Genomic DNA, 24,326 nt, shown 5'->3' on the forward strand with positions numbered 1-24,326 from the left:
TTGGACCATTGCCCGACGGCATGTCCGGCCCGAATGCAAAGGGGGTGCCATCGTGATACTTGTCGAAACCGCAATCGGATTGGGATTGCTGGCCATAGTCTATGGTTTCATCACCAGCCGACAAGTGCTGGGCGCCCCGGCCGGAAGTCCCGCCATGCAGGAAATCGCCGGCGCCATCCAGGAAGGCGCGCAGGCCTATCTCAAGCGCCAATATTCGACCATCGCGCTGGTCGGGGTCATCGTCGCCGGGATCGTGCTGGCCTTCCTGGGACAGATCGCGGCAACCGGCTTCGTCATCGGCGCGGTCCTCTCGGGCGTGGCCGGGTTCATCGGCATGAACGTGTCGGTGCGGGCCAATGTCCGCACCGCCGCCGCCGCACAGAACGGGTTACAGGCCGGACTGACGCTCGCCTTTCGGGCCGGGGCGATTACCGGGATGCTGGTCGCGGGCCTTGCCCTGCTCGCCATTGCCGGTTTCTTCTGGTTCCTGATCGGGCCTGCCGGACATGCGCCGTCCGACCGCACGGTCGTCACCGCATTGTCGACACTGGCGCTTGGGGCTTCGCTGGTCTCGATTTTCGCGCGCCTCGGTGGGGGTATTTTCACCAAGGCGGCCGACGTCGGCGCGGACCTCGTCGGCAAGGTGGAAGCGGGCATTCCCGAGGATGACCCACGCAATCCTGCGGTGATCGCGGACAATGTCGGCGACAATGTCGGCGACTGCGCCGGGATGGCCGCCGACCTCTTCGAAACCTATGTCGTGACCGTGGGCGCGACGATGGTCCTGACCGCCTTGCTGGTCAAAGGGATCGGCGATCTCCTGCTGCCGTTGATGAGCCTGCCGCTCCTGATCGGAGGCGTGTGCATCGTCACCTCGATCGTGGGCACTTATTTCGTCCGGCTCGGCAGTTCGAACAACATCATGGGGGCGATGTACAAGGGCTTCCTCGTCACCGCGATCCTGTCGGTTCCGGCGATCTGGTTCGCCATGTCGACGACATTGGGCAACATGCACGCCCCGCTCGGAAATCAGGGCGTGACCGGACAGGCGCTGTTCTATTCCGCCATGGTCGGCCTGGTCATCACCGGGCTCATCATCTGGATCACCGAATATTACACCGGCACCGCCTATCGCCCGGTCCGCTCGATCGCCAAGGCATCGGTGACGGGCCATGGCACCAACGTCATTCAGGGGCTGGCGATCAGTCTGGAAGCGACCGCCCTTCCCACGCTGGTCATCTGTGCCGGGATCGTCATCGCCTATCAGCTCGCTGGACTGATCGGGATCGCCTATGCCGCGACCGCCATGCTTGCGCTGGCCGGGATGGTCGTGGCGCTCGACGCCTATGGGCCGGTCACCGACAATGCCGGGGGCATTGCCGAAATGGCGGGGCTCGACGACAGCGTGCGGGAAAAGACCGATGCCCTCGACGCCGTCGGCAACACCACCAAGGCCGTGACGAAGGGCTATGCCATCGGCTCGGCCGGTCTTGCTGCACTGGTGCTCTTTGCCGCCTATACCACCGACCTGCGTGAATTCTTTCCGACGCTGAAAGTCGATTTCAGCCTCGAAAATCCCTATGTCATCGTTGGTCTGCTGCTCGGCGCGCTCTTGCCCTATCTCTTCGGCGCGATGGGCATGACCGCCGTCGGGCGCGCGGCGGGCGATGTCGTCGTCGACGTTCGCGACCAGTTCGCATCCAATCCGGGCATCATGGCCGGGACCAGCCGCCCCGACTATGCCCGCACCGTCGATCTCGTCACTCGTGCCGCGATCAAGGAAATGATCGTGCCCTCGCTGCTGCCGGTTCTGGCCCCGGTGGCCGTCTATTTCGTCATCACCATGGTGGCGGGGTCGGCCAACGGCTTTGCCGCGCTCGGCGCGCTGCTGCTGGGCGTGATCGTCAGCGGCCTCTTCGTCGCGCTGTCGATGACATCGGGCGGCGGGGCATGGGACAATGCCAAGAAATACATCGAGGACGGCCATCACGGCGGCAAGGGATCGGAGGCCCACAAGGCCGCCGTCACCGGCGACACGGTCGGCGATCCCTACAAGGATACCGCAGGCCCGGCCGTCAATCCGATGATCAAGATCACCAATATCGTTGCGCTGCTGCTGCTGGCGGCTCTCGCCGGGCACGCGGCGGGCTGAACGCCACATCATAACCGGTTGGGGAGGAGGAACCGGCGTCCGGACACGATCCGGGCGCCGGTTTTTACGTTGACGTAAACGGTAGGTCGCGCCAGACTGATTCGCATGAGCGAAATCACGGCCCCTGCCCACCCGGCACCAACCTCCCAAGAGCTTGTCGCAGGCCTGCTGCGCCTGCTCGATGTCGATGATGCCGGGCCCGATGCCTTTACCGGCCACCGTCGCCCCGGCGGCAAGGGGCGCATGTTCGGCGGACAAGTCATCGCGCAAGGGCTGGTCGCAGCCGAACGCACCGTGGCACCCGATCGTCCGGTTCATTCGCTGCACGCCTATTTCCTGCGCGGCGGGGACGAAACGCTGCCCGTCGATTTCACGGTCGAACGCGATCTCGACGGCGGCAGCTTTGCCAACCGTCGCGTGGTCGCGGCGCAGGCGGGCAAGCCGATCCTGACGCTGCTCGCCTCGTTTCACCGTCGCGAGGAAGGCGCCTTTCACGCCGACCCCATGCCCGACGTGCCACCGCCCGAAGGCCTGCGCAGCGAAGCTGAATTGCGCGCCGAATTCATCGATCGCTTGCCCGAGGACAAGCGCGAGATCATGTTGCGCACGCGTCCGATCGAATTGCGCCCGGTCGAAGCGCGCCACTGGATGGGCGCGGCCCCGCGCGAAGCCCGCTCGCACACCTGGTTCCGAGCCGCAGCCGCCCTGCCCGACGATCCGCGCGTGCATCGCGCCGTGCTCGCCTATGCCAGCGACATGAACCTTCTGGGCACCTGCACACTGCCCCATGGGCTCAGCTGGATCACCGGCAATGTCATGGCCGTCAGCCTCGACCATGCCATCTGGTTCCACGACGATTTCCGCGCCGATGAATGGCTGCTCTATGTCTGCGACAGCCCCTGGGCAGGCGGCGCGCGCGGCTTCAACCGGGGCCGCATCTATACCCGCGACGGCCGCTATGTCGCAAGCGTCGCCCAGGAAGGGCTCATCCGCCCCCTGGCTAAAAAAACCTAAGGCGCGGGGGAGCAGGTCGCGCGTTCGAGCAGGGGATGCTCGATCATCGCTCTTGCAACGGCGCCGAGCATGCGGCCGCCGTCCCCGGCCTTGGCCACTTCGGCCGCCACGCCGTCGAAAACGCGGCAAGCATCGAGGCTGGTATTGCCCCCGCCATAGCGATTGGCAAGGAGCGTCGCATAGCGGTCATAGGCACTGCCATGACGGGGCCCATCGACGCCTTCCCCGAAAAAGCGCCGCAAGCGGACCGACGCTTCGTCGAACAGAGAGCGATGCGCGGTGACCATGCCGTCGAAATCGGCCTGCATCGCAATGCCCAGCCGGGTACAGCGCAACGACACGTCCATCATCATCATTTCGAATTCATGCAAACGGGCCGCCGTCGTCACCGGTTCGTCGATGCAGGCCGCCCGAGCCTCACCCGAACAGAGCAACGCCAGAGCGGCCAGGACAGCGATTCCCCCGCGCATGGCCCGCGCCCGGATCACTTCGCGACCAAGGCCTGACACGGCAGGAGCGGCACAGCCATGAGCACATCGAACTGCTTCACCAGGGCAGCCTGCGTCGAGAACGTCGTCTGGGTCACCGGCTGATAGGCGTGCGCTGCTGCCGCAAGCGCGTTCATCGTCTCGGGATCATGGCTGAGCTGGTATTGTTCGTAGAGACCCTGCAACTGCTTCATATAGGCAACCGCCGCCTCGTTGTTGCGGCGAGCGATGGTGACGGCCGTGACATAGGTCGTGTCGTGAAAGGCATTGCGCGCATCGGCCGAGCAGAAGCTGGTCGGCAAAACGACTTGCGGAACGGGTTCCAGAGCAGGTTGCGGGGGAAGGCTCAGCCCGGGCGAAACCGCCGCATGGGCAACGGGGGGCGGAACCGGCTCACTTCCCGGGGAAGCGACAGCCGTATGCTGAGCGGAGGGCTGTCCCGATGCCTGGCTGTTGGCGAGAGCGGCAAGCAATTGCCCCAATGTCGCCGATTGTGCCGCAGGAGCGGTGGGCGCGTCCTGCGTCGGGACTTGCGCCACAGCCGGTTGCACGATGGCCTGCTGAACCGGCGCCTGTGCTGCGGGGACAGGAACCGCCGGAACCTGCGCAACCGGAGCCTGAGCGCTTGCCGCGGCATAGGACGCCGGGGACGGAGGAGCGGCAGTTGCAGGCAAGGGCATCGGACGCGCCGGAGCGGCATCGACGGGAACCGGGAGGCTCCCTCCGACTGTGGACGGAACCGCTGCGGCAGGAGCCATGGGCGCCGGAACCGAAGTCTGCACCGGAGGCACCAGACGAGCCCGCAACACCTGGATCTTTGCCCGGGCAATCTCGCCGAACGTCCCGTTGGGGAAACGGGCGAGATAGGCCTCGTAAAGTGCGGGATCGCCGCTGCTGTCGATCGATTGCCAGAATGCCAGTTCGAACGGCGTTCCGACCCCGTTGGCGGCGGCAATCTGTGCCTGCGCGCTTACTTGATTCATCCCCGTTGCGCAAAGCAGCGCAGCCAGAGCCAAAACGATCCTATGGTTGTTCCTGCGCACCCGACCGACCTGATTGTTCCTGCGTGAATACAACGGACGATTTTACCGACGCCCCCTGCCCCGCCACTCCTCCATACCCTATTTCCCGTTGGTAGGAAGCGACTGAAGAAGTCCGGTTATCGAAGCCTTAAGCCTGTGCTTTGCAAGACAGGATCTCCGCTGCCCCGGATCGGAGAAAGCGGGATCAATGCCCGGGAAGACAGGCGAAATCGTCAAGCTGGGGATGTGCGATCATCGCATCGGCCACGGCATTCAGGACCGCGCCGTCCGGCATACGCGCCAGTTGCGCGACAACCTGATCCAGCATCTGGCAATCCTCGACACGAGTTGCCCCGCCGCCGTACCGATTGGCGGTCACGGTGATATAGCGATCGTAAAGCCCTTCATGAAACTGGTTCCTCGCCTCGTCGGAACAAAAGCTGGCAGGCAGATTGACCTCGGGAACCGCCATCATCGCCGGACGGATCGGCAGCGTCATCGCTTCGGACGGGTCCGACGCGCTCGCGGGCGTCATCTGACCATAGGCAAGCCCAGCATCATGCCGAGCGGGGATGCCGTGGGAACGACGCCGGTGGTCAGATCCTCCATCGCGGGGGAAGTCGTCGCCGTGGTCGGTATGCGGGTCGGCCCGCTGGTGACATAGACGGCCGCCTGCATGCGGGCACGCCGGGGCACGAGAGCCATGGACGGAACGGCCATGACCGGTGGCGAGGGCAGCGCAAGCGATGTCCATTTGGGCGCAGGCGGCGGCGCCGTCACGACAGCGCCCTTTGCGATCGCTTCCTTTGCGATGGCGGCAAACGTCCCGCCGGGAAATTCGCGCAAATAGGCCTGATAGAGCACCGGATCCCGACTTGCCGACACCGACTGCCAGAATGCCAGTTCGAACGGGCTTCCCGCCCCATCGGCGTCTTGTGCCGACGATGCTCCGGCAAACCCCAACGCGCAGACGGCCACACCAAGGAAAAGCGCCAAGCGCCCCTTTTTCCCCAACACAGTCGAACCTCCCATGCCGGACAGAACGACCGCTGCCCCCGCATCGGAACCATGCATCAGGCATGGTGCAAGCCGACTGAAACCGGGTTTCCGGGTTCCCCCTTATCGGCTTGAGCCTAGGGGTGGTAGAAGTCGTAAATCGTCTGCGCCACCGCCGCGCTGACGCCCGGCGCGCGCTGAAGATCCTCGAGACTGGCCGCCCGCACTTTTCCCGCTGTCCCGAAATGCAGCAGCAGAGCCCGTTTGCGGGCCGGACCGATGCCCGGTATCTCGTCGAGCGGACTGGCCGTGATCGCCCGGCTGCGCTTGGCGCGATGGGCTCCGATGGCAAAGCGGTGCGCCTCGTCGCGCAATTGCTGCAGATGGAACAGCATCGGCGAATTGATCGGCAGCATCTTTTCCCGCCCGTCGGGAAAATGGAATACCTCGCGCCCGGCGTTGCGGTCGGGCCCCTTGGACACGCCGATCAGGGGAACGTCCTCGATCCCCAGTTCCTCGAGCGTTTCGCGCACCGCGGTCATCTGCCCCTTGCCCCCGTCGATCAGGACGAGATCGGGCCACATGCCCTTGTCGCGCTCGGGATCCTCGTCCTGCGCACGGGAAAAACGGCGTGCCATGACTTCGCGCATCATGGCAAAGTCATCGCCCGGCTGCGTTTCCGGACGCTTGATATTGAACTTGCGGTACTGCCCCTTGCGGAAACCCTCCGGCCCGGCAACGACCATGCCGCCGACCGCATTGGTCCCCTGAATATGGCTGTTGTCGTAAATCTCGATGCGGTCGGGCGGATCGCCGAGTTCGAGAAAGTCGGCAATCTCGCGAAAGATCTTTGCCTTGGTTCCGGTTTCGGCCAGCCGCCGGTCGAGCGCCTCGACGGCATTGCGTTCGGCCTGTTCCATCAGACGGCGGCGGTCCCCGCGTTGCGGCACCGAGATTTCGACTTTGCCGCCAGCTCCGCCTTGCAAGGCTTCGGCCAGCAAGTCGGCTTCGGGCAAGAGCCGGTCGACCAGGATCAGGCGCGGCGGCGGCACATCCTCATAGAACTGGGCAAGGAAACTGGTCAGCACTTCGGCTTCCTCCAGCCCATCGGTGTGCGTCGGAAAAAAGGCGCGATGACCCCAGTTCTGCCCGCCCCGGATGAAGAAGGCCTGGATGCCGACATGCCCACCCTTGGCCGCGACGGCAAAGACATCGGCATTCCCGACCCCTTCGGCATTGATCGCCTGGCTCCCCTGAATGAACGTCGCCGCGCGCAAGCGATCGCGCAGCATCGCCGCGCGTTCGAAATCGAGCGCTTCGGCCGCTTCGCTCATCTGCGCCTCGATCTCGCGCTGCACTGCACCGGACTTCCCCGACAGGAAATCGCGGGCCTGCCGGACGAGTTCGGCATAGCCTTCTTCGTCGATGCGCCCGACGCAAGGGGCCGAGCAACGGCGGATCTGGTACAAGAGGCACGGGCGGTCGCGCCGCGCCATGAACCCGTCGTTGCAGCTGCGCAGCAGGAACAGCTTCTGCAAGGCGTTGATCGTGGTGTTGACCGACCCGGCGCTGGCAAAGGGGCCGTAATAATTCCCTTTCGCCTTGCGCGCGCCGCGATGCTTCATGATCCGGGGAAAGGCGTGGTCGGAACGCAAGAGGATGAACGGAAACGATTTGTCGTCGCGCAACAGGACATTGTACGCAGGCCGGTAGCGCTTGATCAGCTGCGCTTCGAGCAGCAGCGCCTCGGCTTCGGAATTGGTAGTAACGATCGTCATCGACCGGGTCAGGCTGACCATCCGGCGCAGGCGATTGGGCAGACGATCGACTTGCGTGTAATTCGCCACGCGATTTTTCAGCGCGCGCGCCTTGCCCACGTAAAGCACGTCACCGCGCGCATCGAGCATGCGATAGACGCCCGGCTGCGGCTTGAGCGTCGCCACGACCTCGCGGATGACGGCGATGCCCTGATCCATGTCAGGCTGGTCGGCGCCGCGAATGGCCGATGTCGCCTTTTCCTCGTTGAAACGCTCTGCCCCGTGCGGCGAAGGCGGCGTTCCAGCAGGACTGTGGGGAGAAGATGAGCGAGCCATGGCCGGCCCGAGATAGGACGTCGCGCCGGTCTTGACCAGAAGCCCCCCAACCCGTTCCACAACCTCTATTTCACAGGTGCCGCTCCGCACATCACCCGTAAACATACGGATGCCCCCGGCGATCCCGGATTAGGCATCCTCGCCATACCCTCGCGCCATGAGCGTACCGTCTTTCCGTTTTGCTCCCAGCACCCAGCCACCGGGCCGGCGCGATGCGGCACGGTTGCGGCTCAATCTCCCTGCACGGATCGTGCTGATCACCGGGCATTTCCCCTGCCAGTTGATCGACATGTCACAGACCGGGGCCTGTATCTGCGTTCCCGGCATTCCTCCGGCCATCGGGGCCTCCGTCGTCCTCGAAGTCAACGGAATCGAGGCCTTCGGGACCGTCGTCTGGCGCCGGGCCTCGCAATTCGGAGTGAAATTCGACGAGCGCGTGCCCATGCCTGATGTCGTCGCGCTGCGCACCGTGCACGATTACTACGACACCATCGAAAAGGACCGACGTCTCGATCAGGCACGTGAATTCGTGCAGGGACGCCGTGCCGTTCTTTAATCCGCAAACTCAGAACTGCTTACGCAATTCCAGCTTGAACACGCGCCCTGCCGGATCGAGATAGCCCGCCTGATATCGCAAGGGCGTCGCGCCGGTGGAATCGGTCACTTTCTGTTGTCCGTCGAACAGGTTGTCGACCGCGAGAGAAAGCCGCGCGCCTTTCAGCCACGATGCATGGCGGATCAGCTTGGGCATGCGTCCGATATCGGCAAACAGGCGCATGTTCACGGTCGCCAGCGATCCGAAGTGCAGCGCGGTGGTGCCGTCCGCCCCGCTCGACGAGACATTGGTCCCGCTGGCATAGCTGGCATTCACGCGCAGGCCGATCCCGCGATAGAAACCGCCGCCGTCAAGGTTCATCGTATGGCGCGCCACGCCCGTTCCGGTCAGCGCATCCCCCCCGAGCATGTCGAGAACCGCCCCGCCCGACACCAATTGGGCCGTGTTGTAGAGTTCGAGACTGTAGCTGAGCGAGACGTTCCAGCGTCCGCGCCCATCCGTCGGCGGAGGACCGGGCGGGGGACCACCGCCGGGACCGCCGGGACCACCACCGCCGCCCGAATGGCCAAAACCGCCGCCGCCGCGACCGAAGCCCCCGCCCGGCGGACGACCACCGGGGCCACCCGGCCCGCGCATGCCGAAACCGCGCCGCTGCATGTTGGGATCGGGTTTACCTAAAGTCCCGGCAAGATTGAGCGTCGTGCGGATGCGCGAACTGCGCGACATTGCGATCGTGACCGGAGTTTCGTCGATCGAGGTGATCTGGCCTGCCGCATTGCGCGTGACGCGATCGGCAAAGGCGTCCTGAACGGTCGCGGTCAGCAAGGGAAAGCTGCTTGTCGCGTTGTCGGAATGATTGCGGAAATATTCGACGACCAGCGTGTCGTACCCGCCACCGAAGGGCAACGTCCAGTTGACCGCGAATTTCAGGTCGCGCTGCTGTTCCCGGCGCAGATCGCGATTGCCGCCGCTGATGACCGTTGCCAGCACGGTTTCCCCGCGCACGAAGTCATAGACCGAGACGCCCTGCGTCGCCGTGCTCGGCGCGCCCAGATTGGACAGCGTCGGCGCGGCCGCCGTGCCGATGAACGTCCCCGTCAGCGCCAGTTTCTGCGTCGGCTTCCAGGTAACGCCCCCGCCCCAGTCGAACAGGCTGCCGAAATCCGACAGGTAATGGATTTCACCATTCAGATTGAGCGACAGATCGCCGATCGCGGAAAGAACATGGTTCTTGGCACTGGCAATCGGCAGGTCGAGGCTGAACCCGGCCTGGGTCTCGCCCCGGCGCAAATGGGTGTCACCGTTGTCGGTGCGGGTATCGCTGCTGGCGATGCCCGACCATGTGTAACCGGCCTTCATGGTCAGCGCGACTTGCCCCGCAGGCAACGTCGCGGGAGCCCCGACCAGCGTCGCCAGCGACGTCAGCGTGTCGGTCACGCTGTGGGCGTATTGCGGTGTCAGCGAGGCCGAACGATCGATCGAACTGTCGGCATTGACGTGCGTTCCGTCGAGCGTTGTCGAAAGCAGCCATGACCCGGCGGGCATATTGAGCCCCACCCCCACCGATCCGGTCGTCGTGCGGGTCGAAGTCAGCAATGCCAGCAGCGGCTCGGTCGACTTGATCCCGTTGAGCGCATCGGTCGCATCCCGCTGGATCAAGCCGTTGATGGTAAGCCCCGTTCCGATCCCGAGCGGACGTGCCATCGTCGCATTGAGCGCGGCGCTTTTCGATCCGGCCTGCAACGTGCGGTAATTGGCGGGATCGGGCTGCCCCGCACTTGCCGGATTGGACTGGATGATCGAACGCGCGGCTTCGGTTTCGGGCGTCTGGATCGAATAAGTGCCGGTGATATTGGTGCGCGCGCCGTGATCAATGCGCGCAATCGTCGCCTCGTCGCTGAACGCCGTATAGCCGCCGCGCCCGGGCAGGCTCAAATTCGACTCGTTGTTGAAACTGCGGAACTTGTCCTTGAGGATGAAGTTCACCACGCGCTGGTCGGGCCGGAACCCGTATTTCAGCGCGACTTCCTCGGGCAGAATTTCCACGCGACGAATCGCTTCGGGCGGGAGCCCGCGCATTTCGCGGAAATTGGAAATGCGCATGCCGTTGACGAGGAAAACCGGCGTGCCGTCGCCACGACCGCGCCCCGTGCCCGTCTGCGGCACCAGCGCGGCAACGAGTTCTTGGATCGAGGACACGCCATAAGAGGCAATATCCTCTTCATCGAGCGTCACGATCGGCGGCTGATCGGCCTGCACCTGTCCCTTGAAACGGCGGGCAACGACGAGAATTTCGCCTTTCTTGGTCAGCCCGCGCGAATTGGCGGTCTCGATCGCCTCGCCGTTGACCGAGATTTCGGGTGCGGTTGAAGAGGCCGCACTCGTCTCCGGTGCTTTCCCTTCTACCGCAGTATCCGACGGCGCGGCAGGTGCCGCCACCACGGGCCGCGCTTCCGGCACAGGCGCGGCAACCGGCTTTACCTCGGCGGACGACGTCGATGGCACCCGCCCTTGCGCTCCCGCTTTCCCATGGGGCGGCGGACAACCAGGCGGCATCCCGCCGGGCGGAGGGCCCATGCCGTCAGGCGGTGGCCCCATCCCCTCGGGCGGCGGCCCCATACCTTCGGGCCGAGCCCCTTCCCCCGGTCCATGCGGCACACGACAGGGCCCATGGCCGCCTGTCCCCGTTTCCGCCGTCGGCGCACTTTCTCCCGCTTCGGGAGAAGTCGCCTGCTCTTGCGCACGGGCGCTCACCGGCGAAAAACCGGCGGCAAGAAGAGGAAGAAGAAGAACGGCACGAGCCGGAGGAAAATGGCGTTTCACAGGGTTTCAGTCGTCAATTCGGCTGCAACGCGCGGCCTCGGATGAGGCAAAGCCGCGAACGTGTGGATGTCTTTTCCGGACGGTTCAGGCTCCAGCCGCCTTTCCCGCCACCACCGGCCTTGGCGGATCGAACGCCCCTGCGACAACGGTCAATTGGTATCAATTTGTCGCCTCGGCCGCCTGCCGCGCGTGCCATCGCGGCAGCCGTTCCCGGCAATGTACCGGAATTGCACACAGCGGCGGGCTTTTCTTTTCGCGCAACTGCGGCTATTGGCGCCACGCGCGGACCTCTGGCCCGTTCAAGCCAACCCTATTGTCCCTTTTGCACATGGCCGGTCCGCCGGGCAGTGCCATTCATCACAAGGCTTCCGACCCCGCCGATGGCGAAAGAAGAACTTCTCGAAATGCGCGGCACGGTGGTCGAACTCCTGCCCAACGCGATGTTCCGCGTGCGCCTGGAAAACGACCATGAAATCCTCGGCCACACCGCCGGCAAGATGCGCAAGAATCGTATTCGCGTGCTCGTCGGGGACGAAGTGCTGGTGGAACTGACCCCTTACGATCTGACCAAGGGCCGTATCACCTATCGCTTCATGCCCGGTCGCGGCGGCCCCGGCTCGTACTGAGCCCGCGCCCAGCCCCCATGGCCCCGCCTGCCATGGCATCCGAACCGAACGCATCGCGTGCGCCGCTGGTTCTCGCTTCGGCGAGCCCGCGACGTCGCGAACTGCTGGCCCGCATCGGCATCACGCCCGATGCGATCGTTCCTGCCGACATCGACGAATCGCCGCTGAAAGGTGAAAGGCCCCGCCCCCATGCGGTGCGCCTTGCCGCAGGAAAAGCGCGCGTCGCAGCCGCGCTGCGCCCCGATGCCGTCATTCTGGGAGGTGACACCGTTGTCGGCGTCGGCGCCCGCATCCTGCCCAAGGCCGAAGACGAAGCGACCGCACGCCGTTGCCTGTCGCTGCTGTCGGGACGACGCCACCGCGTCTATTCCGCGATTGCCGTCATCACGCCCGACGGACACTTGCGCGAAGCGTTGAGCGAGACCATCGTCCGCTTCAAATCGCTGTCCGACGAAGAAGTCGAAGCCTACATCGCCGGCGGCGAATGGCGCGGCAAGGCTGGCGGTTATGCCATTCAGGGCAGCGCCGAAGGATTTTGCGCCTGGCTTTCGGGCAGCCATTCCGGCGTCGTCGGTCTTCCCCTTTACGAAACCCGCCGCCTCTTGCGCGCGGCCGGAGTGACGCTTGCCTGAATGGCTGGTCGAAGAGGGGATCGGCGAAACCCGCGCGATCCTCGTCGATGACGATGCCGAGACGATTCTCGCGGCGCGCCTGTGCTGGCACGAACCGTGGCGCGCCGGAGCCGTTGCACAAGCCCGCCTCAGCCATCGCCGTCCCGGTTCGCGCGGCGGCGCCGTCGTGCTTCCCGACGAGACCATTGCCCTTGTCGACGCGCTCCCCCCCGGCCTGACCGAAGGCGCCCGGCTGCTGGTGCGGATCACGCGCGCCGCCCTTGCCGAAAAGGGCCGGTTCAAGCTGGCCCAGTGCCGCCCCGCGCCCGACGCATCTCCCTCCCCGGCCCCACCTTTGGCGCAGGACTTGCGCGAGACCGAATTTCCGGTCCGCGTTCTGGGCGCTCTTGCCCGCGATTTCGACAAGGCGGGCTGGGACGAACTTGTCGAACAGGCCCAGAGCGGGGAAGTCGATTTTCCCGGCGGCCGCCTGACGTTCAGCCCGACACCGGCCATGACCCTGATCGACGTCGATGGAACCCTGCCGCTTCGCGATCTGGCGCTCGCCTCGGCCCGCGCGATCGCGCAAAACCTTGCCCGGCTCGACATCGCCGGATCGGTCGGGATCGATTTCCCGACGATCGAAGGGCGGACCGACCGGCAAGCGGTGGACACAACGCTCGGCGACGCTCTCGCCGCCTTGCCCGGCGGATGGCGCGGAGAACGCACCGGCATGAACGGCTTCGGCTTCGTTCAGCTCGTCAGCCGACTCGCACGCCCATCGCTGCTGTCGCGCCACGCCCATGCACCGGCGCGAGCAGCCGCCTTTGCCCTCCTGCGTCAGGCCGAGCGTGTGAGCGAACCGGGCATTTTGCTGCTGGTCGCCCATCCCGCCGTGCTCGCCGCGATCGACAGCACGTTCGAAAGCGAACTTGCCCGCCGGACCGGCCGCACGATTCACCGCGATCCTCGCCCCACCCTTGCCCTTCACGCCGGATTCGCGCAGGCGATCGTGTCATGACGACCTCCACGCCTCTGGTCCGCCGCTGCCCGATCTGCGGCAAGCCCCGTGTCGAACAGCACGCGCCCTTCTGCTCCTCGCGCTGCCGCGACCGCGATCTCATGCGCTGGCTCGACGAAGGTTACGCCATTCCCGGCCCCTCCACTCTTGGCGGCGAAGACGACGATCGGGAAAACTGAAAAAAACTGTCACGATAGGGCTGGACAAGCCACGCCGCCTTCGCCATAGGCACGCCTCCAACGCGACGGCGGTGCCGCAAGGCCCTCCATCGAGGCAGATGCCCGGGTAGCTCAGTTGGTAGAGCACGTGACTGAAAATCACGGTGTCGGCGGTTCGATTCCGTCCCCGGGCACCATCGCCCCTTTTCAAAAAACACCCCAGAACATTCGGAAAAGTGGCGAAAGCTCGCCCCTTGCGAAGCGGCGGCAGTCCGGTTGGATCCAGACACAGTGCATCGTGACTTGATCGGTTTTCAGGGCCGCTATTGGCATTCCTCATAAGACAAGGACGACCTCCTCGCGCCAGATCGGGAGCGAAAGGATCGTCCATGACCGAACAACATTCCGCCGCGCCCCATACCGACGTGACGGCCCCCGATACCCGGGACAGCGTCATCCCCGCTCCATCGACGGTCGATACCGTCATCGACGAATTGCGGGCCGTACGCATGGAATGGCGGTCGATCCGGGATCGTCATGCCGAATTCGGCGCTCTGGGGTTTCCGTCGCGGCAGGCGATCACCCGTATCATCGACATCCTTTCAGCGGCTCTCTTTCCCCTTCGCCTCGGCCCGCCCGACCTGACGATCGAACGCGAGGATGCCTTTGTCGAAGCCAGTCTGGCCTCGGCCCTGCCCCTGCTTGCCTCGCAAGTCCGAATGGAACTGCATTACAGTCGCCCCGAACGCGGCGGCGTCGCGATTGAACGGGCCGTGACCGCAATCGTCGAAGAACTGCTTTCGCGCCTGCCCGCGATCCGCCGTCTGCTCGATACCGATCTGGAAGCCGCCTATGACGGCGACCCAGCCGCACGCAGCGTCGATGAAGTCCTGCTCTGCTACCCGTGCGTGACGGCCGTGATCCACCATCGCATCGCGCATGAACTCTATCGCCTCGGCGTGCCGCTGATCGCCCGCATCATCGCGGAAATCGCCCATTCGCGGACGGGAATCGACATCCACCCCGGCGCCACCATCGGCGAAAGTTTCTTCATCGACCACGGCACCGGCGTCGTGATCGGTCAAACTGCCATCCTCGGCAGCCGGGTACGGATCTATCAGGCCGTCACGTTGGGAGCCCGCAGCTTTTCCACCGATGCAGACGGACGCCTCGTCAAGGACGAGCCGCGCCACCCGATCATCGAGGACGATGTGACGATCTATGCCGGAGCCACCATTCTGGGGCGAATCACGATCGGCCAGGGCTCGGTCGTGGGCGGCAATGTCTGGCTGACCCGCTCGGTTCCACCGGGCAGCCGCGTGCGCCAGACCCAGCCGAGCGTAAGCATCGAGGCCACCGACCCCTGCGATTGAAAATCCTCGCAATGCATGAGCGGGGCGTTCGTTCGATCAAGAAATCCTCAATTCCCACACGGAAACTCAACCAATAGAGTTGAGTTTCAAGACCGTGCTGGTCGCCACGAGGATTCGAAAGTCCGTTCATGACATTGACGACACCCCGAGCGCATTCCGCCGCCCGGTCCGAAGGACCGACGCGTCGCCGCGTCCTGAGCGGCGCGGGAGCTGCATTTGCGACGGCGCTTCTGGCTGGATGCGGGCACAAGCCCCATTCGGCGTCCGCCCCCTTGCGCGTTGCCGTGGTCGGAAAAGGAGAAACCGACAATCGCCTGTTGTTCAAGGCGGCAGGAATCGTTCCCGATTTCCCGGTCAGTTATGCCGAGTTCGAATCGGGGCATCTGGTCGTCGAAGCGCTCAATTCCGGCGCGCTCGATCTGGGCGGGATGAGCGAAATTCCGCCCATTTTCGCGGCGGCATCCACTGTGCAGAGTTTCTCGCAGATCGCGGTCTATCACGGGGACGTGAACAATCAGGTGATCCTGGTTCCCAAGGGGTCGTCCATCAACTCGCTCGCCGATTTGCGCGGACGCAAGGTCGGCTATGTTCGCGGCACGACGACGCAATATTTCCTGATCCGCATGCTGCAATCGGCCGGGTTGTCATGGGCCGACATCCAGCCGGTGGCGATGACCGTGGCCGATGGCGCAGCGGCCTTTTCCCACGGCGGGCTCGATGCCTGGGCCATTTACGGCTTTCCGATCGAACGGGCGATCGCGGCCGACGGCGCGCGTATTCTCAAGACCGCACTCGGCTTCCTGTCGGGCAATTACATCGTCGCGGCGCACAAGGATGCGGTGGCCGATCCTGCTCGCGCGGACCTGATCGCACGCTATTTGCGCCTGCAAAGTCGCGCTTATGACTGGGCCGCCGCACATCAGGACAGCTTTGCCCCCGAAGTGGCCAAGGCCATCGGCGTCCCGGTCGAATTCGTCCGAGCCCAGTTCGCCCGCCGCAGCGACCCCTGGCAATTGCGCCCGGTGACCGAGAACGCGATCCGGTCACAACAGCAAGTGGCCGACGTTTTCGCCGCCGCCGCGCTGATCCCTCACAAAGTCGATGTGCGCCCCTTGTGGGACGCTCGCTTCAACGCCCTGCTTTCTGCACCGGAACCCAAATGACCCTCGTCATCGCCAGCCAGCTCGAAGCCGATCACAATGCCGCCATCGCGCGGCATCCGGCCCATCCCGAGGTGATCACCCCGCCCGAGGATGAACCGTGGCGCGTCGCCGACAAGGCCGACGTCCTGATCATCCGTCCCTCACCCGCATGGCGCAATGCGCCGCGCGACAAGGCGCCGCCGGGATGGCCAGGCCGCATCCGCTGGGTGTTCAGCGCCTCTGTCGGCGTGGATTACTATCCCGCGTGGTTGTTCGAGGCCCCCGTCGTTTCCTGCGCCAGGGGCACCGCTTCGGAAGAAATCGCCGACTACGTGATTGCGGCCATTTATGCCCGGGCCAAGAATCTCGCTGACGTCGCGGTCCATTCGGCCGAGCAATGGCAATACCGCGAACTCGGACGGGTCGTGGGCAGTACGATAGGCGTGATCGGACTGGGCGCGATCGGAACCGCCGTTGCCCGTCGCGCCGCCGCCCTTGGCGCGCGCGTTCTGGCCGTCCGGCGCAGCCGCAAGGGTGTAGTCGGCGTCATCGGCGTCGAAATGCGCGACACTGCCGCCGAGGTCGTGAGCGAGGCCGATCATATCGTGGTCGCGGTTCCCGCCACGCCCGAAACCCGCCACCTCTTCGACGAAGCCTTGCTGGCCCAGGTCCGTCCCGGCGCGCATCTCATCAATGTCGCGCGCGGATCGGTCGTCGATCAGGAAGCCCTGCGGGTGGCGCTCGACAACGGGCAGATCTCGTTTGCAACTCTGGATGTGACCGATCCTGAACCGCTGCCTGACGGGCACTGGCTCTACAACCATCCTTCGGTGCTGCTGACCCCGCACCTTTCGTCGAATTATACGCTCGCGCGCGGCAATCTGCTCGACAAGCTGCTGGGCGACCTTTCGGCGTTCATCGATGGCCAGAACCCCGCCGACATCGTCGATCGGGCCCGCGGATATTGAGGCGGGAAAAGCGGCATGAGCGGTTCTCATAAGGATACCGGCAAACTCAATTGATATAATAGAGTTTGCCGTGTTGCATGATCCCAAGGCCCCGCAACAGAAAGACTCCGTCATGCCCGTGAAGTTCATCGGCTATATCGGCTTCAACAATTCCTCCGAGATCCACGCCGGCACGCGCAGCCGCATTCTCGACCGCGACTATGTCGACGCCGCATCCAAGGCGCAGGAAGAAGGCGGTTTCGACCGCGTACTGATCCCGTTCAGCTCCAACAGCCCGGAAAGCCAGATCGTGGCCGCCCATGCCGCCGCGATCACGTCACGCCTCGGCTTTCTGGTCGCCCATCGCCCCGGATTTACCCAGCCCACTCTGGCCGCCCGCCAGCTCGCGACGCTAGATCAGCTTTCGGGTGGCCGCATTGCCGTCCACATCATCACCGGCGGCGCGGACGATGAAATGGCCCGCGACGGCGATGTCGGGACGACCAAGGCCGAACGGTATGCCCGCACCGACGAATACCTCGACATCCTGAAGCAGGAATGGACCGCCCAGCGCCCGTTCGACCACAAGGGCCGCTTCTATGAAGTGCGCCAGGGCTTTGCCTCGGTAAAGCCGGACAACCTGCCGATCTTCTTCGGTGGATCGTCACCCGAAGCTATCGACGTCGCCGGTCGCCATGCCGATGTCTATGCGCTGTGGGGCGAAACGCTCGAACAGGTCGGCGACAGCCTGCACCAGGTGCGTCAGGCCGCCGCCCGGCACGGCCGCACGCCCGGCTTTTCGCTGTCGCTGCGCCCGGTCATTGCCGGAACCGAAGAAGCCGCATGGAAAAAGGCGCGCGAAATCGAGGACCAGGTCCGCGCCGCGCGTGACGCAGCAGGCCTTCCGACGAGCGACCACCGTCCCCCCAATGCCGGATCGCAGCGCCTGCTCGAAACGGCGACCGGAAACCGCCGCGACACGCGCCTGTGGACCGGCGTCGCAGCGCTGACGGGCGCGGCGGGCAACAGCACCGGCCTTGTCGGCACCCCCGAGCAAGTGGCCGAGGCCATGCTCGAATATTACGACATCGGCATCGATCATTTCCTGATCCGCGGTTTCGAACCGCTCGCCGACGCGATCGACTATGGCAAGTACCTCATCCCGCTGGTCCGCGAGAAAGTCGCCGCCCGCGAAGCTCAGCCCGTGGCTCTCGCCGGCTGATCCGCACGACACGAAAGGACAAAACCAGACATGGCCACCGTTCTCGAACGCCCTGCCGGATGGCAGGATCACCGTCCCGCCGAAATCAGCGAAGCCGAATGGAAGACGCGCGTCGATCTTGCTGCGTTCTATCGCATCGCCGCGATCCAGGGATATGACGATTTCCTCTACACCCACATCACCGCGCGGGTGCCCGGGCCGGACAAGCATTTCCTGATCAACCCGTTCGGCCTGACTTTTGACGAGATCACCGCCTCGAGCCTGGTCAAGGTCGATATCGACGGCACTATCATCGGGGACAGCGAATACGGCATCAACTATGCCGGATACGTGATCCATTCCGCGATCCATGCCGTGCGCGAGGATGCCCACTGGATCGCCCATTTCCACACCCGCGACGGCATGGGCGCGTCAGCGCATGCAGAAGGCCTGCTGCCGATCTCGCAACGCGCGCTCTATATCATTCCGCGCCTTGCCTATCACGACTACGAAGGCGTCGCGCTCAATCTCGACGAGCGCGAACGGCTTCAGGTCGATCTGGGCGACAAACAGTTCCTGTTGCTGCGCAATCACGGCACACTTGCGCTCGGTGCGACGCCGGGAGCGGCGTGGAGCGCGATCTATCAGCTGGAAGAAGCCTGTTCGGCGCAAGTCGCCGCGCTTGCCGGTGGTCACGAACACGTCCTGATCGCGCCTCAGCACGCGCAGGACGAAGCCCTGCGGCAGCTTGCCGGGCGTCCTGAGGCCGCACGCGCAGTCGAAGGACGCAAGCCCCACGACCAGCTCGCCTGGGAAGCCGTCCTGCGCAAAGTGGCGCGGACCCTGCCCGGCTTCGACACCTGATCCACACTCGAACCTCGCTCCGGGAAACGCCTTTCCTCCGAGCGAGGTTCAGCCGCGGCGCCAGCGTGCCGCGAAAAAGCCGTCGAGCCCACCCTGTTCGGGGAACATGCCGGGATCGGTACGCAACCATCCCTCGGCCGTCGGCACAAGACCTGCGGGCAATTCGTCGGCCGTGACCGGAACCGGGGTCAGGCCTTGACCGGCAAGGCGACGCGCCTGCGCCTCGCCTTCTTCGGGTTCCAGCGAGCAGACCGCATAGACGAGCGTTCCGCCCGGTGCGAGCCAGCCCGCCGCACGCTCGAGCAGGCTTGCCTGCAACACGGAAAGCTCCTCGATCGCGGGCATGCGATGGAGGACGTCGGGATGGCGCCGACACGTCCCGGTCGCGCTGCACGGCGCATCGACAAGAATGGCGTCGAACGGCGCCTCGGGCTCCCATGTCAGGGCATCGGCAGCAACGACCGTTGCCGCCAGTCCCGTCCGTTCGAGATTGGCCGACAGCCGTTCCAGACGCCGCGCCGACTTGTCGAGCGCAGTCACCTGCCATCCGGCTGCCGCGATTTGCAGCGTCTTGCCGCCCGGCGCCGCGCACAAGTCCAGAGCACGCCCCGCCCCTTGCGGTTGCCCAAGCAGGCGCGCGGGGAGTGCGGCGGCCAGATCCTGTACCCACCATGCCCCTTCCTCGTAACCGGCCAGCGTTTCCACGGCCTGTCCACGGGGCAACCGGACATGTCCCGGCATCAGGCTGGTTCCGCCCAGTCGCTCGGCCCATTGCCCGGTCGCTTCGCTGTCGGCGAGCGTCAGATCGAGCGGCGGCGGTACCGCGATTCCGGCCGCGATGGCCTGAGCCCGCTCACCCCAGGCGAGGCCCCAGCGAGCAGCAACGGCCTCGGGCAGGCTCGGCACCGGCGGAAGCAGGTCAGCCCCCTTGTCCGCGCTGCCCACGATCGTTGAAAAGACCCCATGGGCCAGCCGTCGCGGACCGCCGACCAAAAGCGGCAGCCCGGTCGCGATCACCGCATGGGGCGGCAAGCCGAGCCGCAGCACCTGTACCAGCATCAGGCGCAGCACCGTGCGCGCCTTGGCATCTTCGGGCAGCGTCAGCCGCGTCGCCCCATCGATCAGGGCATCGAGATCGGCAAGCCAGCGCAAGGCTTCCTGGGCAATGGCCAAGGCCAGCGCGCGGTCGTCGGCGCGCGGCACCGGCCGCAACAGCGGCGGCGCGGCCTGATCGAGCGGATCGCCCCGACGCAGCACCGCGTCGAGCATGCGCAGCGCGGCAAGGCGTGCGCCGCTACCGGGAATTTCGGCGGGCTCGTCGGTTCGGGGAGCGGATTTGCGAGAACGGGGCGGACGCGTCATGGCCCCCTATCGTCGCTAATGCCCCATCTGGCAATTGCATTACGACGCGGAAATCCCCATCTGCAAAGGTATGAGCGAACCGATCAAACGCGCCACCAAGCGTCCGGAGGAATTCACGCCGCCGCCGCACTGGACCAATCCCCCCGTCCCCGAACCGCGCGCGGTCGAACGGGGCGAGGATCCGGACGGCCTTGATCCCACGCGTTTCGGCGACTGGGAACGCAACGGTATCGCCATCGATTTCTGACGGTTGCAGGCGGCCAGGAAGAGACACTCACCGGGACCTTCAGTTCCCCACCGTCTCCGAAGCCGCCAGCGGCACCAGTGCGTGCCAGCCGATCGCATTGACGGAAAATCCGGCAAGGCCGCTGCGCACCAATGACCAGCGCAACGGCCGAGCCAGCGGAATGAAGCCGTTCGCCGCAGTGATCTTTGCCTCCGCATCGGCCAGCAGCCCCCCGGCAGCGACCGGGTCGGGCGATGACAGGGCCTGTGCCAGATCGGCATCCCCTTCCTGACTGCACCCCACGGGATGGGCCGCGCAGCTCATCCGTTGAAGAAACCAGCGCGGACGCGGATAGCGTGCCACCGTGTCGAGCAGGACGAGATCGGCCCCCTGCCCCACGGCTGCCCGACGCAAGTCCAGCCCGATCCCGGCCAGATCGTCGTGCAAGTGTTCGAAAATCAAGGCCGCCCCCGGCCCGTCCGGTAAAGCGATCAGCAGCACCGGCGGTGCAAAGGCGCCTTGCGCCTGAACCTGAACGCCATTTTGACCGCCGACGGGCGCAACACTCGCCGGGGCATGCGCCTTGATCCAGCCAGCAACCCGTACCGCGGCCTGTGTGCGCCGCTGATCGAGCGGCAAATCGGCCCAGCGTTCGCCCACCAGCCCCGGATCGCCTTCCAGACCGGCCGTCACCAGACGCGTCGTCGCCTGCCAGCCGTTCACGCCAAACGCCGCGACCAGCTTGTCCCGGTCGATGGCCATGGCCACCGCCTCACGATTCGCAGGGTCAGCGAGGAACCCTTGGGTCGCCGTGACATCGAGACCGAACAGTCCCGGCACCGGATCGAGTTGCAGACTGCCTCGCGCCGCCCCCACCCGCTCGGCCAGAGGCACGGTATCGTAGGTGCCGCCCAGGACCAGATCGACTTTCCCGGCGACGAACCGGTCGATGGCAAGCTGTGCCGGGGCGTTGCGGATCGCCAGCGGGCGTTCGGAAGCCGGAGGCGGCTGCAACGGCAAGCCCGGATGATCAGGAGCAACCAGCGAAGCGACGATGCCGTCGCCTTCCCGGCGCACATCCATCATCCCGGCTTCATGCTGACCATGCGGGCCTGCCCCGATGCCCAATTCAGGCTGCGCCAGCAAGGTGAGGAAATCGGGCTGCGGCGCGTCGAGATCGATCTCGATCACCCGCCGCGCCATGACCTTGATCGCGCGCACTGTCGGCAAATCGCGCGCGAGGTCCCTGTCGTGCAAATCCGCGAATGTGCGACGCAAGGCGCTCACCACATCGGGCGCGGCGATCGGCGTGCCGTCGTTCCACACCCCGTCACGCAACCGGAAGATATAACCGAGCCCGTCGTCGGTCACGATCCAGCGTTCGGCGAGCGCGGGAACGATGCGCCCTTCCGCGTCGAAGCCGACCAGCCCCGCGCGAGTCGCGCCAACGAGGACCGGAGCCAACGGAGCAACGGAAATGCCGCCCTTTTTCACAGCGCCAGCGTCCGGCACAACCGGCCCGCCATCGATGAGAGCGATTTCAACCGGCCCCGCCGTCGGCTGTCCGCATGCGGCAGGAAGAAAGGCCAGAGACGCCGCCAGAGCGATCCGCATGTCCGGCACGTATTGCAGAGCCTGTGGTTTCCTGCTCACGCCACCTGCTGGTGCCTGCACAAATCGCATCATGCCTCGTCCTTGTCGAACGGCACTAGCAGATTTCGCAGGGTGGGTAATGCCAATCTGCAACAAGCCGTGCCGCGCAGAAAAGCCGCGCTTTCAGAGTTTGCGAAGCCGGCTGGGATCGGGCGGCAAGGCCGTCGATTTGAGATAGCGGGGCGTCCCTTCGCCCGCCCCTTGGGGCGCGGCGCGCACGAGCTTGGGATCGATGTCGTCGAGAAAGGCGATGCCGAAACGATTGTCCTGGATCCATGCGACCCGGCCGGGCACCCAGCCGATGTTCCGCAGGCTCACTTCGACGCCGATCCCGGCCATGACCTTGACCGTGCCTTCGGCCATCATTCCGCGCGCGGAAAGATTGCGCACTTTGATCCGATGATCCCCGGCACTGCGTTCCACGCGCAAGTCGGCCATCAGGAACAGGCTGTCCCGCCCGACCTGCCGATTGTCTCCGAGCTGGCGATTCTCGAATTCAGTCACCGCGTGGTCCTGTCCCATTGCCAACAGCCAGAATTGCCGCCCCAACCCCTCAATCCGGGATAGGCGTCGAAACCGAACCGGCGCCCTGCCCCAAGGGGGAGCACACGCAGCATTCCGGCTTCATCGGGCTAGCTCGAGATTACAAACGAAATCTTAACAAAAGACCGGGTTCACGGCGCCATGATGCGGCCGGACCGTTTTGACACAGTTTCGCGCGCGACGGTAAATCTGCCCCGCAAACCTGCCGACCCCACACCGGCCTGCCGAATGCACAAGAGGGCGGGAATGCGCCCCAAACGCCCCGCCCCCTCCATGATCCCCGAAGAGGGAAATCAGTTGTCGCGCGATACCTTTTCGCGTCGCTCGTGCGCCTGCTGCGCTTCGACCGTCATCGTCGCGATCGGCCGTGCGATCAGCCGTCCGAGCCCGATGGGTTCGCCGGTCACTTCGCAATAACCGTATTCGCCTTCATCGATCCGCCGCATTGCGGCATCGATCTTGGCGATCAGCTTGCGCTGACGATCGCGGGTGCGCAGTTCGATGCTCCAGTCCGTCTCGCTCGACGCACGGTCGTTGAGATCGGGCTCGCGGATCGGTCCTTCCTGCAGTGCAGAGAGGGTGTTTTCGGAAGCCGAAAGAATCGACTTCTTCCATTCCAGCAGCAGGCGACGGAAATAATCCTGCTGTGCCTCGCACATATAGGGTTCATCTTCACTGGGAAGGTAGTCGCCCGGCATGGCCCGGCGAGCCTTTGCCAACACGTCGATTTCGTCACTCAGAACCCCAGCCATCCGGCCCTCCGGTTTGCGCCTTCCGACCCCGGCCCTTTCGCCTGGCGAACGGACCGGGCTCTTGGTTAGGCGGGCGTATAGGGGGCCGCGCCGCGCCGCACAAGCCATTCATCTCCGCCCTTTTCTGCACATGAGACACCCTTGCCCCATTTTCACGCAATCGACCGGGATCCCTATTAATCAATTGTTGATCAAACTCGTTGACCTTCTCGACGGGGCCTCTGGCATTTTCTGGGATGGGGCCGGACAATTTGGGGAACATGGGGACATGCAGCAAAGTCCGATCAAGCTGGTCAGCGAAAACCCGGAATGGTCGGGCCATGCCGCGCCTCAGGACCATGGGATGTTCGATTCGATCCTGACGCAATGCCTGTCGGCGGCGCACGATGGTAACCACGATGCCTGCTTCGACCTCGGCGTCATTTTTTCCACCGGAAGTCACGGCGCGCAAGTCGATCTCATCGAAGCGCACAAATGGTTCAATCTTGCCGCGGTGAGTGGCCATGATCACGCCACGCAATGCCGCGCCGATGTGGCCGAAGACATGACCGCGCGCGAAATCGCCGAAGCCCAGCGCCGCGCCCGCGAATGGCTGCGCCTGATGACCGCGCGCCCAATCGGTCGCAACGTCGCCTGATCAGCTAGAGCGTTTTCGAACCAGATGGAATCATCTGGTGGCTTGGAAAACGCGGCAAAACAAGAA

Annotated in this window: 24 protein-coding genes and 1 tRNA gene; 15 read left to right on the forward strand and 10 right to left on the reverse strand. The window is 65.0% G+C overall.

Going from position 1 to position 24,326, the window contains the following annotated elements:
* Positions 1-52: 52 nt before the first annotated feature.
* Both Y88_RS17550 and Y88_RS17555 read left to right on the forward strand, forming a co-directional pair.
* The gene (locus tag Y88_RS17550; protein ID WP_008071705.1) at positions 53-2,152 is read left to right on the forward strand and encodes a sodium-translocating pyrophosphatase; all 2,100 of its coding nucleotides are present in this window, start codon (positions 53-55) and stop codon (positions 2,150-2,152) included.
* 105 nt (positions 2,153-2,257) lie between these two features.
* The gene (locus Y88_RS17555; RefSeq protein WP_008071706.1) at positions 2,258-3,166 is read left to right on the forward strand and encodes an acyl-CoA thioesterase; all 909 of its coding nucleotides are present in this window, start codon (positions 2,258-2,260) and stop codon (positions 3,164-3,166) included.
* Here the strand turns inward: Y88_RS17555 and Y88_RS17560 are convergent.
* The 5 genes from Y88_RS17560 to uvrC form a co-directional block, all read right to left on the reverse strand.
* Positions 3,163-3,636, reverse strand: a complete 474-nt coding sequence (locus Y88_RS17560; protein ID WP_018075583.1) for a hypothetical protein — start codon at positions 3,634-3,636, stop codon at positions 3,163-3,165. The genes Y88_RS17555 and Y88_RS17560 overlap by 4 nt on opposite strands.
* Before the next feature lie 14 nt (positions 3,637-3,650).
* A complete protein-coding gene (locus Y88_RS17565) occupies positions 3,651-4,637 on the reverse strand; it encodes a hypothetical protein (RefSeq protein WP_008071708.1) in 987 nt (328 codons plus the stop codon).
* Between the two features lie 244 nt (positions 4,638-4,881).
* Positions 4,882-5,211, reverse strand: a complete 330-nt coding sequence (locus tag Y88_RS17570; protein WP_008071709.1) for a hypothetical protein — start codon at positions 5,209-5,211, stop codon at positions 4,882-4,884.
* The gene (locus tag Y88_RS17575; RefSeq protein ID WP_157132687.1) at positions 5,208-5,672 is read right to left on the reverse strand and encodes a hypothetical protein; all 465 of its coding nucleotides are present in this window, start codon (positions 5,670-5,672) and stop codon (positions 5,208-5,210) included. Before Y88_RS17575 ends, Y88_RS17570 begins: the two co-directional genes overlap by 4 nt.
* A 137-nt stretch (positions 5,673-5,809) precedes the next feature.
* Positions 5,810-7,765, reverse strand: coding sequence for an excinuclease ABC subunit UvrC (uvrC, locus tag Y88_RS17580; RefSeq protein ID WP_026166890.1), 1,956 nt, complete (start codon positions 7,763-7,765; stop codon positions 5,810-5,812).
* A 157-nt stretch (positions 7,766-7,922) separates the two neighbouring features.
* Here uvrC and Y88_RS17585 point away from each other — a divergent pair, with 157 nt between their 5' ends.
* Positions 7,923-8,321, forward strand: a complete 399-nt coding sequence (locus Y88_RS17585) for a PilZ domain-containing protein (RefSeq protein WP_018075581.1) — start codon at positions 7,923-7,925, stop codon at positions 8,319-8,321.
* A 9-nt stretch (positions 8,322-8,330) separates the two neighbouring features.
* On the opposite strand, the gene Y88_RS17590 is transcribed toward Y88_RS17585, so the two are convergent.
* The gene (locus tag Y88_RS17590; RefSeq protein WP_232281134.1) at positions 8,331-10,826 is read right to left on the reverse strand and encodes a TonB-dependent receptor; all 2,496 of its coding nucleotides are present in this window, start codon (positions 10,824-10,826) and stop codon (positions 8,331-8,333) included.
* Positions 10,827-11,524: 698 nt separating this feature from the next.
* Between Y88_RS17590 and infA the strand changes: the two genes are divergently transcribed.
* The 10 genes from infA (at position 11,525) to Y88_RS17640 (ending at position 19,087) form a co-directional block, all read left to right on the forward strand.
* Positions 11,525-11,770, forward strand: a complete 246-nt coding sequence (infA, locus tag Y88_RS17595) for a translation initiation factor IF-1 (RefSeq protein WP_008071722.1) — start codon at positions 11,525-11,527, stop codon at positions 11,768-11,770.
* Between the two features lie 32 nt (positions 11,771-11,802).
* Entirely contained in the window at positions 11,803-12,402 is a 600-nt protein-coding gene (locus tag Y88_RS17600; protein ID WP_018075580.1) for a Maf family protein, read from the forward strand.
* The gene (locus Y88_RS17605; RefSeq protein ID WP_008071726.1) at positions 12,395-13,402 is read left to right on the forward strand and encodes an Rne/Rng family ribonuclease; all 1,008 of its coding nucleotides are present in this window, start codon (positions 12,395-12,397) and stop codon (positions 13,400-13,402) included. Before Y88_RS17600 ends, Y88_RS17605 begins: the two co-directional genes overlap by 8 nt.
* The gene (locus Y88_RS17610; RefSeq protein WP_008071728.1) at positions 13,399-13,581 is read left to right on the forward strand and encodes a DNA gyrase inhibitor YacG; all 183 of its coding nucleotides are present in this window, start codon (positions 13,399-13,401) and stop codon (positions 13,579-13,581) included. The genes Y88_RS17605 and Y88_RS17610 overlap by 4 nt, the downstream gene beginning before the upstream one ends.
* 100 nt (positions 13,582-13,681) lie before the next feature.
* A tRNA-Phe gene (locus Y88_RS17615) sits at positions 13,682-13,757 on the forward strand.
* 192 nt (positions 13,758-13,949) lie between these two features.
* Complete coding sequence (gene epsC, locus Y88_RS17620) at positions 13,950-14,933, forward strand: serine O-acetyltransferase EpsC (RefSeq protein WP_008071730.1); 984 nt, start codon at positions 13,950-13,952, stop codon at positions 14,931-14,933.
* Positions 14,934-15,061: 128 nt separating this feature from the next.
* Positions 15,062-16,096 carry an ABC transporter substrate-binding protein gene (locus Y88_RS17625; protein ID WP_008071732.1) on the forward strand — a complete coding sequence of 345 codons (1,035 nt, stop codon included), beginning with the start codon at positions 15,062-15,064 and terminating at the stop codon, positions 16,094-16,096.
* Positions 16,093-17,043: a D-isomer specific 2-hydroxyacid dehydrogenase family protein gene (locus tag Y88_RS17630; protein WP_008071734.1), complete on the forward strand. Its 951-nt coding sequence runs from the start codon at positions 16,093-16,095 to the stop codon at positions 17,041-17,043. The genes Y88_RS17625 and Y88_RS17630 overlap by 4 nt, the downstream gene beginning before the upstream one ends.
* A gap of 112 nt (positions 17,044-17,155) precedes the next feature.
* Complete coding sequence (locus tag Y88_RS17635; RefSeq protein ID WP_018075578.1) at positions 17,156-18,244, forward strand: LLM class flavin-dependent oxidoreductase; 1,089 nt, start codon at positions 17,156-17,158, stop codon at positions 18,242-18,244.
* Positions 18,245-18,274: 30 nt separating this feature from the next.
* Positions 18,275-19,087, forward strand: a complete 813-nt coding sequence (locus Y88_RS17640; RefSeq protein WP_008071736.1) for a class II aldolase/adducin family protein — start codon at positions 18,275-18,277, stop codon at positions 19,085-19,087.
* Between the two features lie 48 nt (positions 19,088-19,135).
* On the opposite strand, the gene Y88_RS17645 is transcribed toward Y88_RS17640, so the two are convergent.
* Positions 19,136-20,449 (reverse strand): RsmB/NOP family class I SAM-dependent RNA methyltransferase, encoded by a 1,314-nt coding sequence (locus tag Y88_RS17645; RefSeq protein WP_018075577.1) that lies wholly within the window; start codon positions 20,447-20,449, stop codon positions 19,136-19,138.
* 70 nt (positions 20,450-20,519) lie between these two features.
* On the opposite strand from Y88_RS17645, the gene Y88_RS19025 reads away from it, so the two are divergent.
* Complete coding sequence (locus Y88_RS19025; RefSeq protein ID WP_018075576.1) at positions 20,520-20,696, forward strand: DUF1674 domain-containing protein; 177 nt, start codon at positions 20,520-20,522, stop codon at positions 20,694-20,696.
* A gap of 39 nt (positions 20,697-20,735) precedes the next feature.
* Here the strand turns inward: Y88_RS19025 and Y88_RS17650 are convergent, their stop codons facing one another.
* The 3 genes from Y88_RS17650 to dksA form a co-directional block, all read right to left on the reverse strand.
* The gene (locus tag Y88_RS17650) at positions 20,736-22,328 is read right to left on the reverse strand and encodes an ABC transporter substrate-binding protein (RefSeq protein WP_008071742.1); all 1,593 of its coding nucleotides are present in this window, start codon (positions 22,326-22,328) and stop codon (positions 20,736-20,738) included.
* Between the two features lie 123 nt (positions 22,329-22,451).
* Positions 22,452-22,850: a PilZ domain-containing protein gene (locus Y88_RS17655; RefSeq protein ID WP_008071743.1), complete on the reverse strand. Its 399-nt coding sequence runs from the start codon at positions 22,848-22,850 to the stop codon at positions 22,452-22,454.
* A gap of 314 nt (positions 22,851-23,164) precedes the next feature.
* Complete coding sequence (dksA, locus tag Y88_RS17660; RefSeq protein ID WP_008071744.1) at positions 23,165-23,623, reverse strand: RNA polymerase-binding protein DksA; 459 nt, start codon at positions 23,621-23,623, stop codon at positions 23,165-23,167.
* A gap of 343 nt (positions 23,624-23,966) precedes the next feature.
* On the opposite strand from dksA, the gene Y88_RS19260 reads away from it, so the two are divergent.
* On the forward strand, positions 23,967-24,260 hold the full coding sequence (locus tag Y88_RS19260; RefSeq protein ID WP_157132702.1) for an SEL1-like repeat protein: 294 nt from the start codon (positions 23,967-23,969) through the stop codon (positions 24,258-24,260).
* Positions 24,261-24,326: the final 66 nt, after the last annotated feature.

This window comes from Novosphingobium nitrogenifigens DSM 19370, assembly GCF_000192575.1.
Taxonomy (GTDB): domain Bacteria; phylum Pseudomonadota; class Alphaproteobacteria; order Sphingomonadales; family Sphingomonadaceae; genus Novosphingobium; species Novosphingobium nitrogenifigens.

Bases quoted from the DNA above. Each gene is read 5' to 3' on its own strand.
- Y88_RS17630 (WP_008071734.1), top strand. From the start codon at position 16,093: ATGACCCTCGTCATCGCCAGCCAGCTCGAAGCCGATCACAATGCCGCC.
- Y88_RS17555 (WP_008071706.1), top strand. From the start codon at position 2,258: ATGAGCGAAATCACGGCCCCTGCCCACCCGGCACCAACCTCCCAAGAG.
- Y88_RS19025 (WP_018075576.1), top strand. From the start codon at position 20,520: ATGAGCGAACCGATCAAACGCGCCACCAAGCGTCCGGAGGAATTCACG.
- Y88_RS17635 (WP_018075578.1), top strand. From the start codon at position 17,156: ATGCCCGTGAAGTTCATCGGCTATATCGGCTTCAACAATTCCTCCGAG.
- Y88_RS17585 (WP_018075581.1), top strand. From the start codon at position 7,923: ATGAGCGTACCGTCTTTCCGTTTTGCTCCCAGCACCCAGCCACCGGGC.
- Y88_RS17560 (WP_018075583.1), bottom strand. From the start codon at position 3,636: ATGCGCGGGGGAATCGCTGTCCTGGCCGCTCTGGCGTTGCTCTGTTCG.
- Y88_RS17565 (WP_008071708.1), bottom strand. From the start codon at position 4,637: ATGAATCAAGTAAGCGCGCAGGCACAGATTGCCGCCGCCAACGGGGTC.
- Y88_RS17640 (WP_008071736.1), top strand. From the start codon at position 18,275: ATGGCCACCGTTCTCGAACGCCCTGCCGGATGGCAGGATCACCGTCCC.
- Y88_RS17600 (WP_018075580.1), top strand. From the start codon at position 11,803: ATGGCATCCGAACCGAACGCATCGCGTGCGCCGCTGGTTCTCGCTTCG.
- Y88_RS17625 (WP_008071732.1), top strand. From the start codon at position 15,062: ATGACATTGACGACACCCCGAGCGCATTCCGCCGCCCGGTCCGAAGGA.
- Y88_RS19260 (WP_157132702.1), top strand. From the start codon at position 23,967: ATGTTCGATTCGATCCTGACGCAATGCCTGTCGGCGGCGCACGATGGT.
- Y88_RS17645 (WP_018075577.1), bottom strand. From the start codon at position 20,449: ATGACGCGTCCGCCCCGTTCTCGCAAATCCGCTCCCCGAACCGACGAG.
- uvrC (WP_026166890.1), bottom strand. From the start codon at position 7,765: ATGGCTCGCTCATCTTCTCCCCACAGTCCTGCTGGAACGCCGCCTTCG.
- Y88_RS17655 (WP_008071743.1), bottom strand. From the start codon at position 22,850: ATGGGACAGGACCACGCGGTGACTGAATTCGAGAATCGCCAGCTCGGA.
- Y88_RS17570 (WP_008071709.1), bottom strand. From the start codon at position 5,211: ATGACGCCCGCGAGCGCGTCGGACCCGTCCGAAGCGATGACGCTGCCG.
- Y88_RS17610 (WP_008071728.1), top strand. From the start codon at position 13,399: ATGACGACCTCCACGCCTCTGGTCCGCCGCTGCCCGATCTGCGGCAAG.
- infA (WP_008071722.1), top strand. From the start codon at position 11,525: ATGGCGAAAGAAGAACTTCTCGAAATGCGCGGCACGGTGGTCGAACTC.
- dksA (WP_008071744.1), bottom strand. From the start codon at position 23,623: ATGGCTGGGGTTCTGAGTGACGAAATCGACGTGTTGGCAAAGGCTCGC.
- epsC (WP_008071730.1), top strand. From the start codon at position 13,950: ATGACCGAACAACATTCCGCCGCGCCCCATACCGACGTGACGGCCCCC.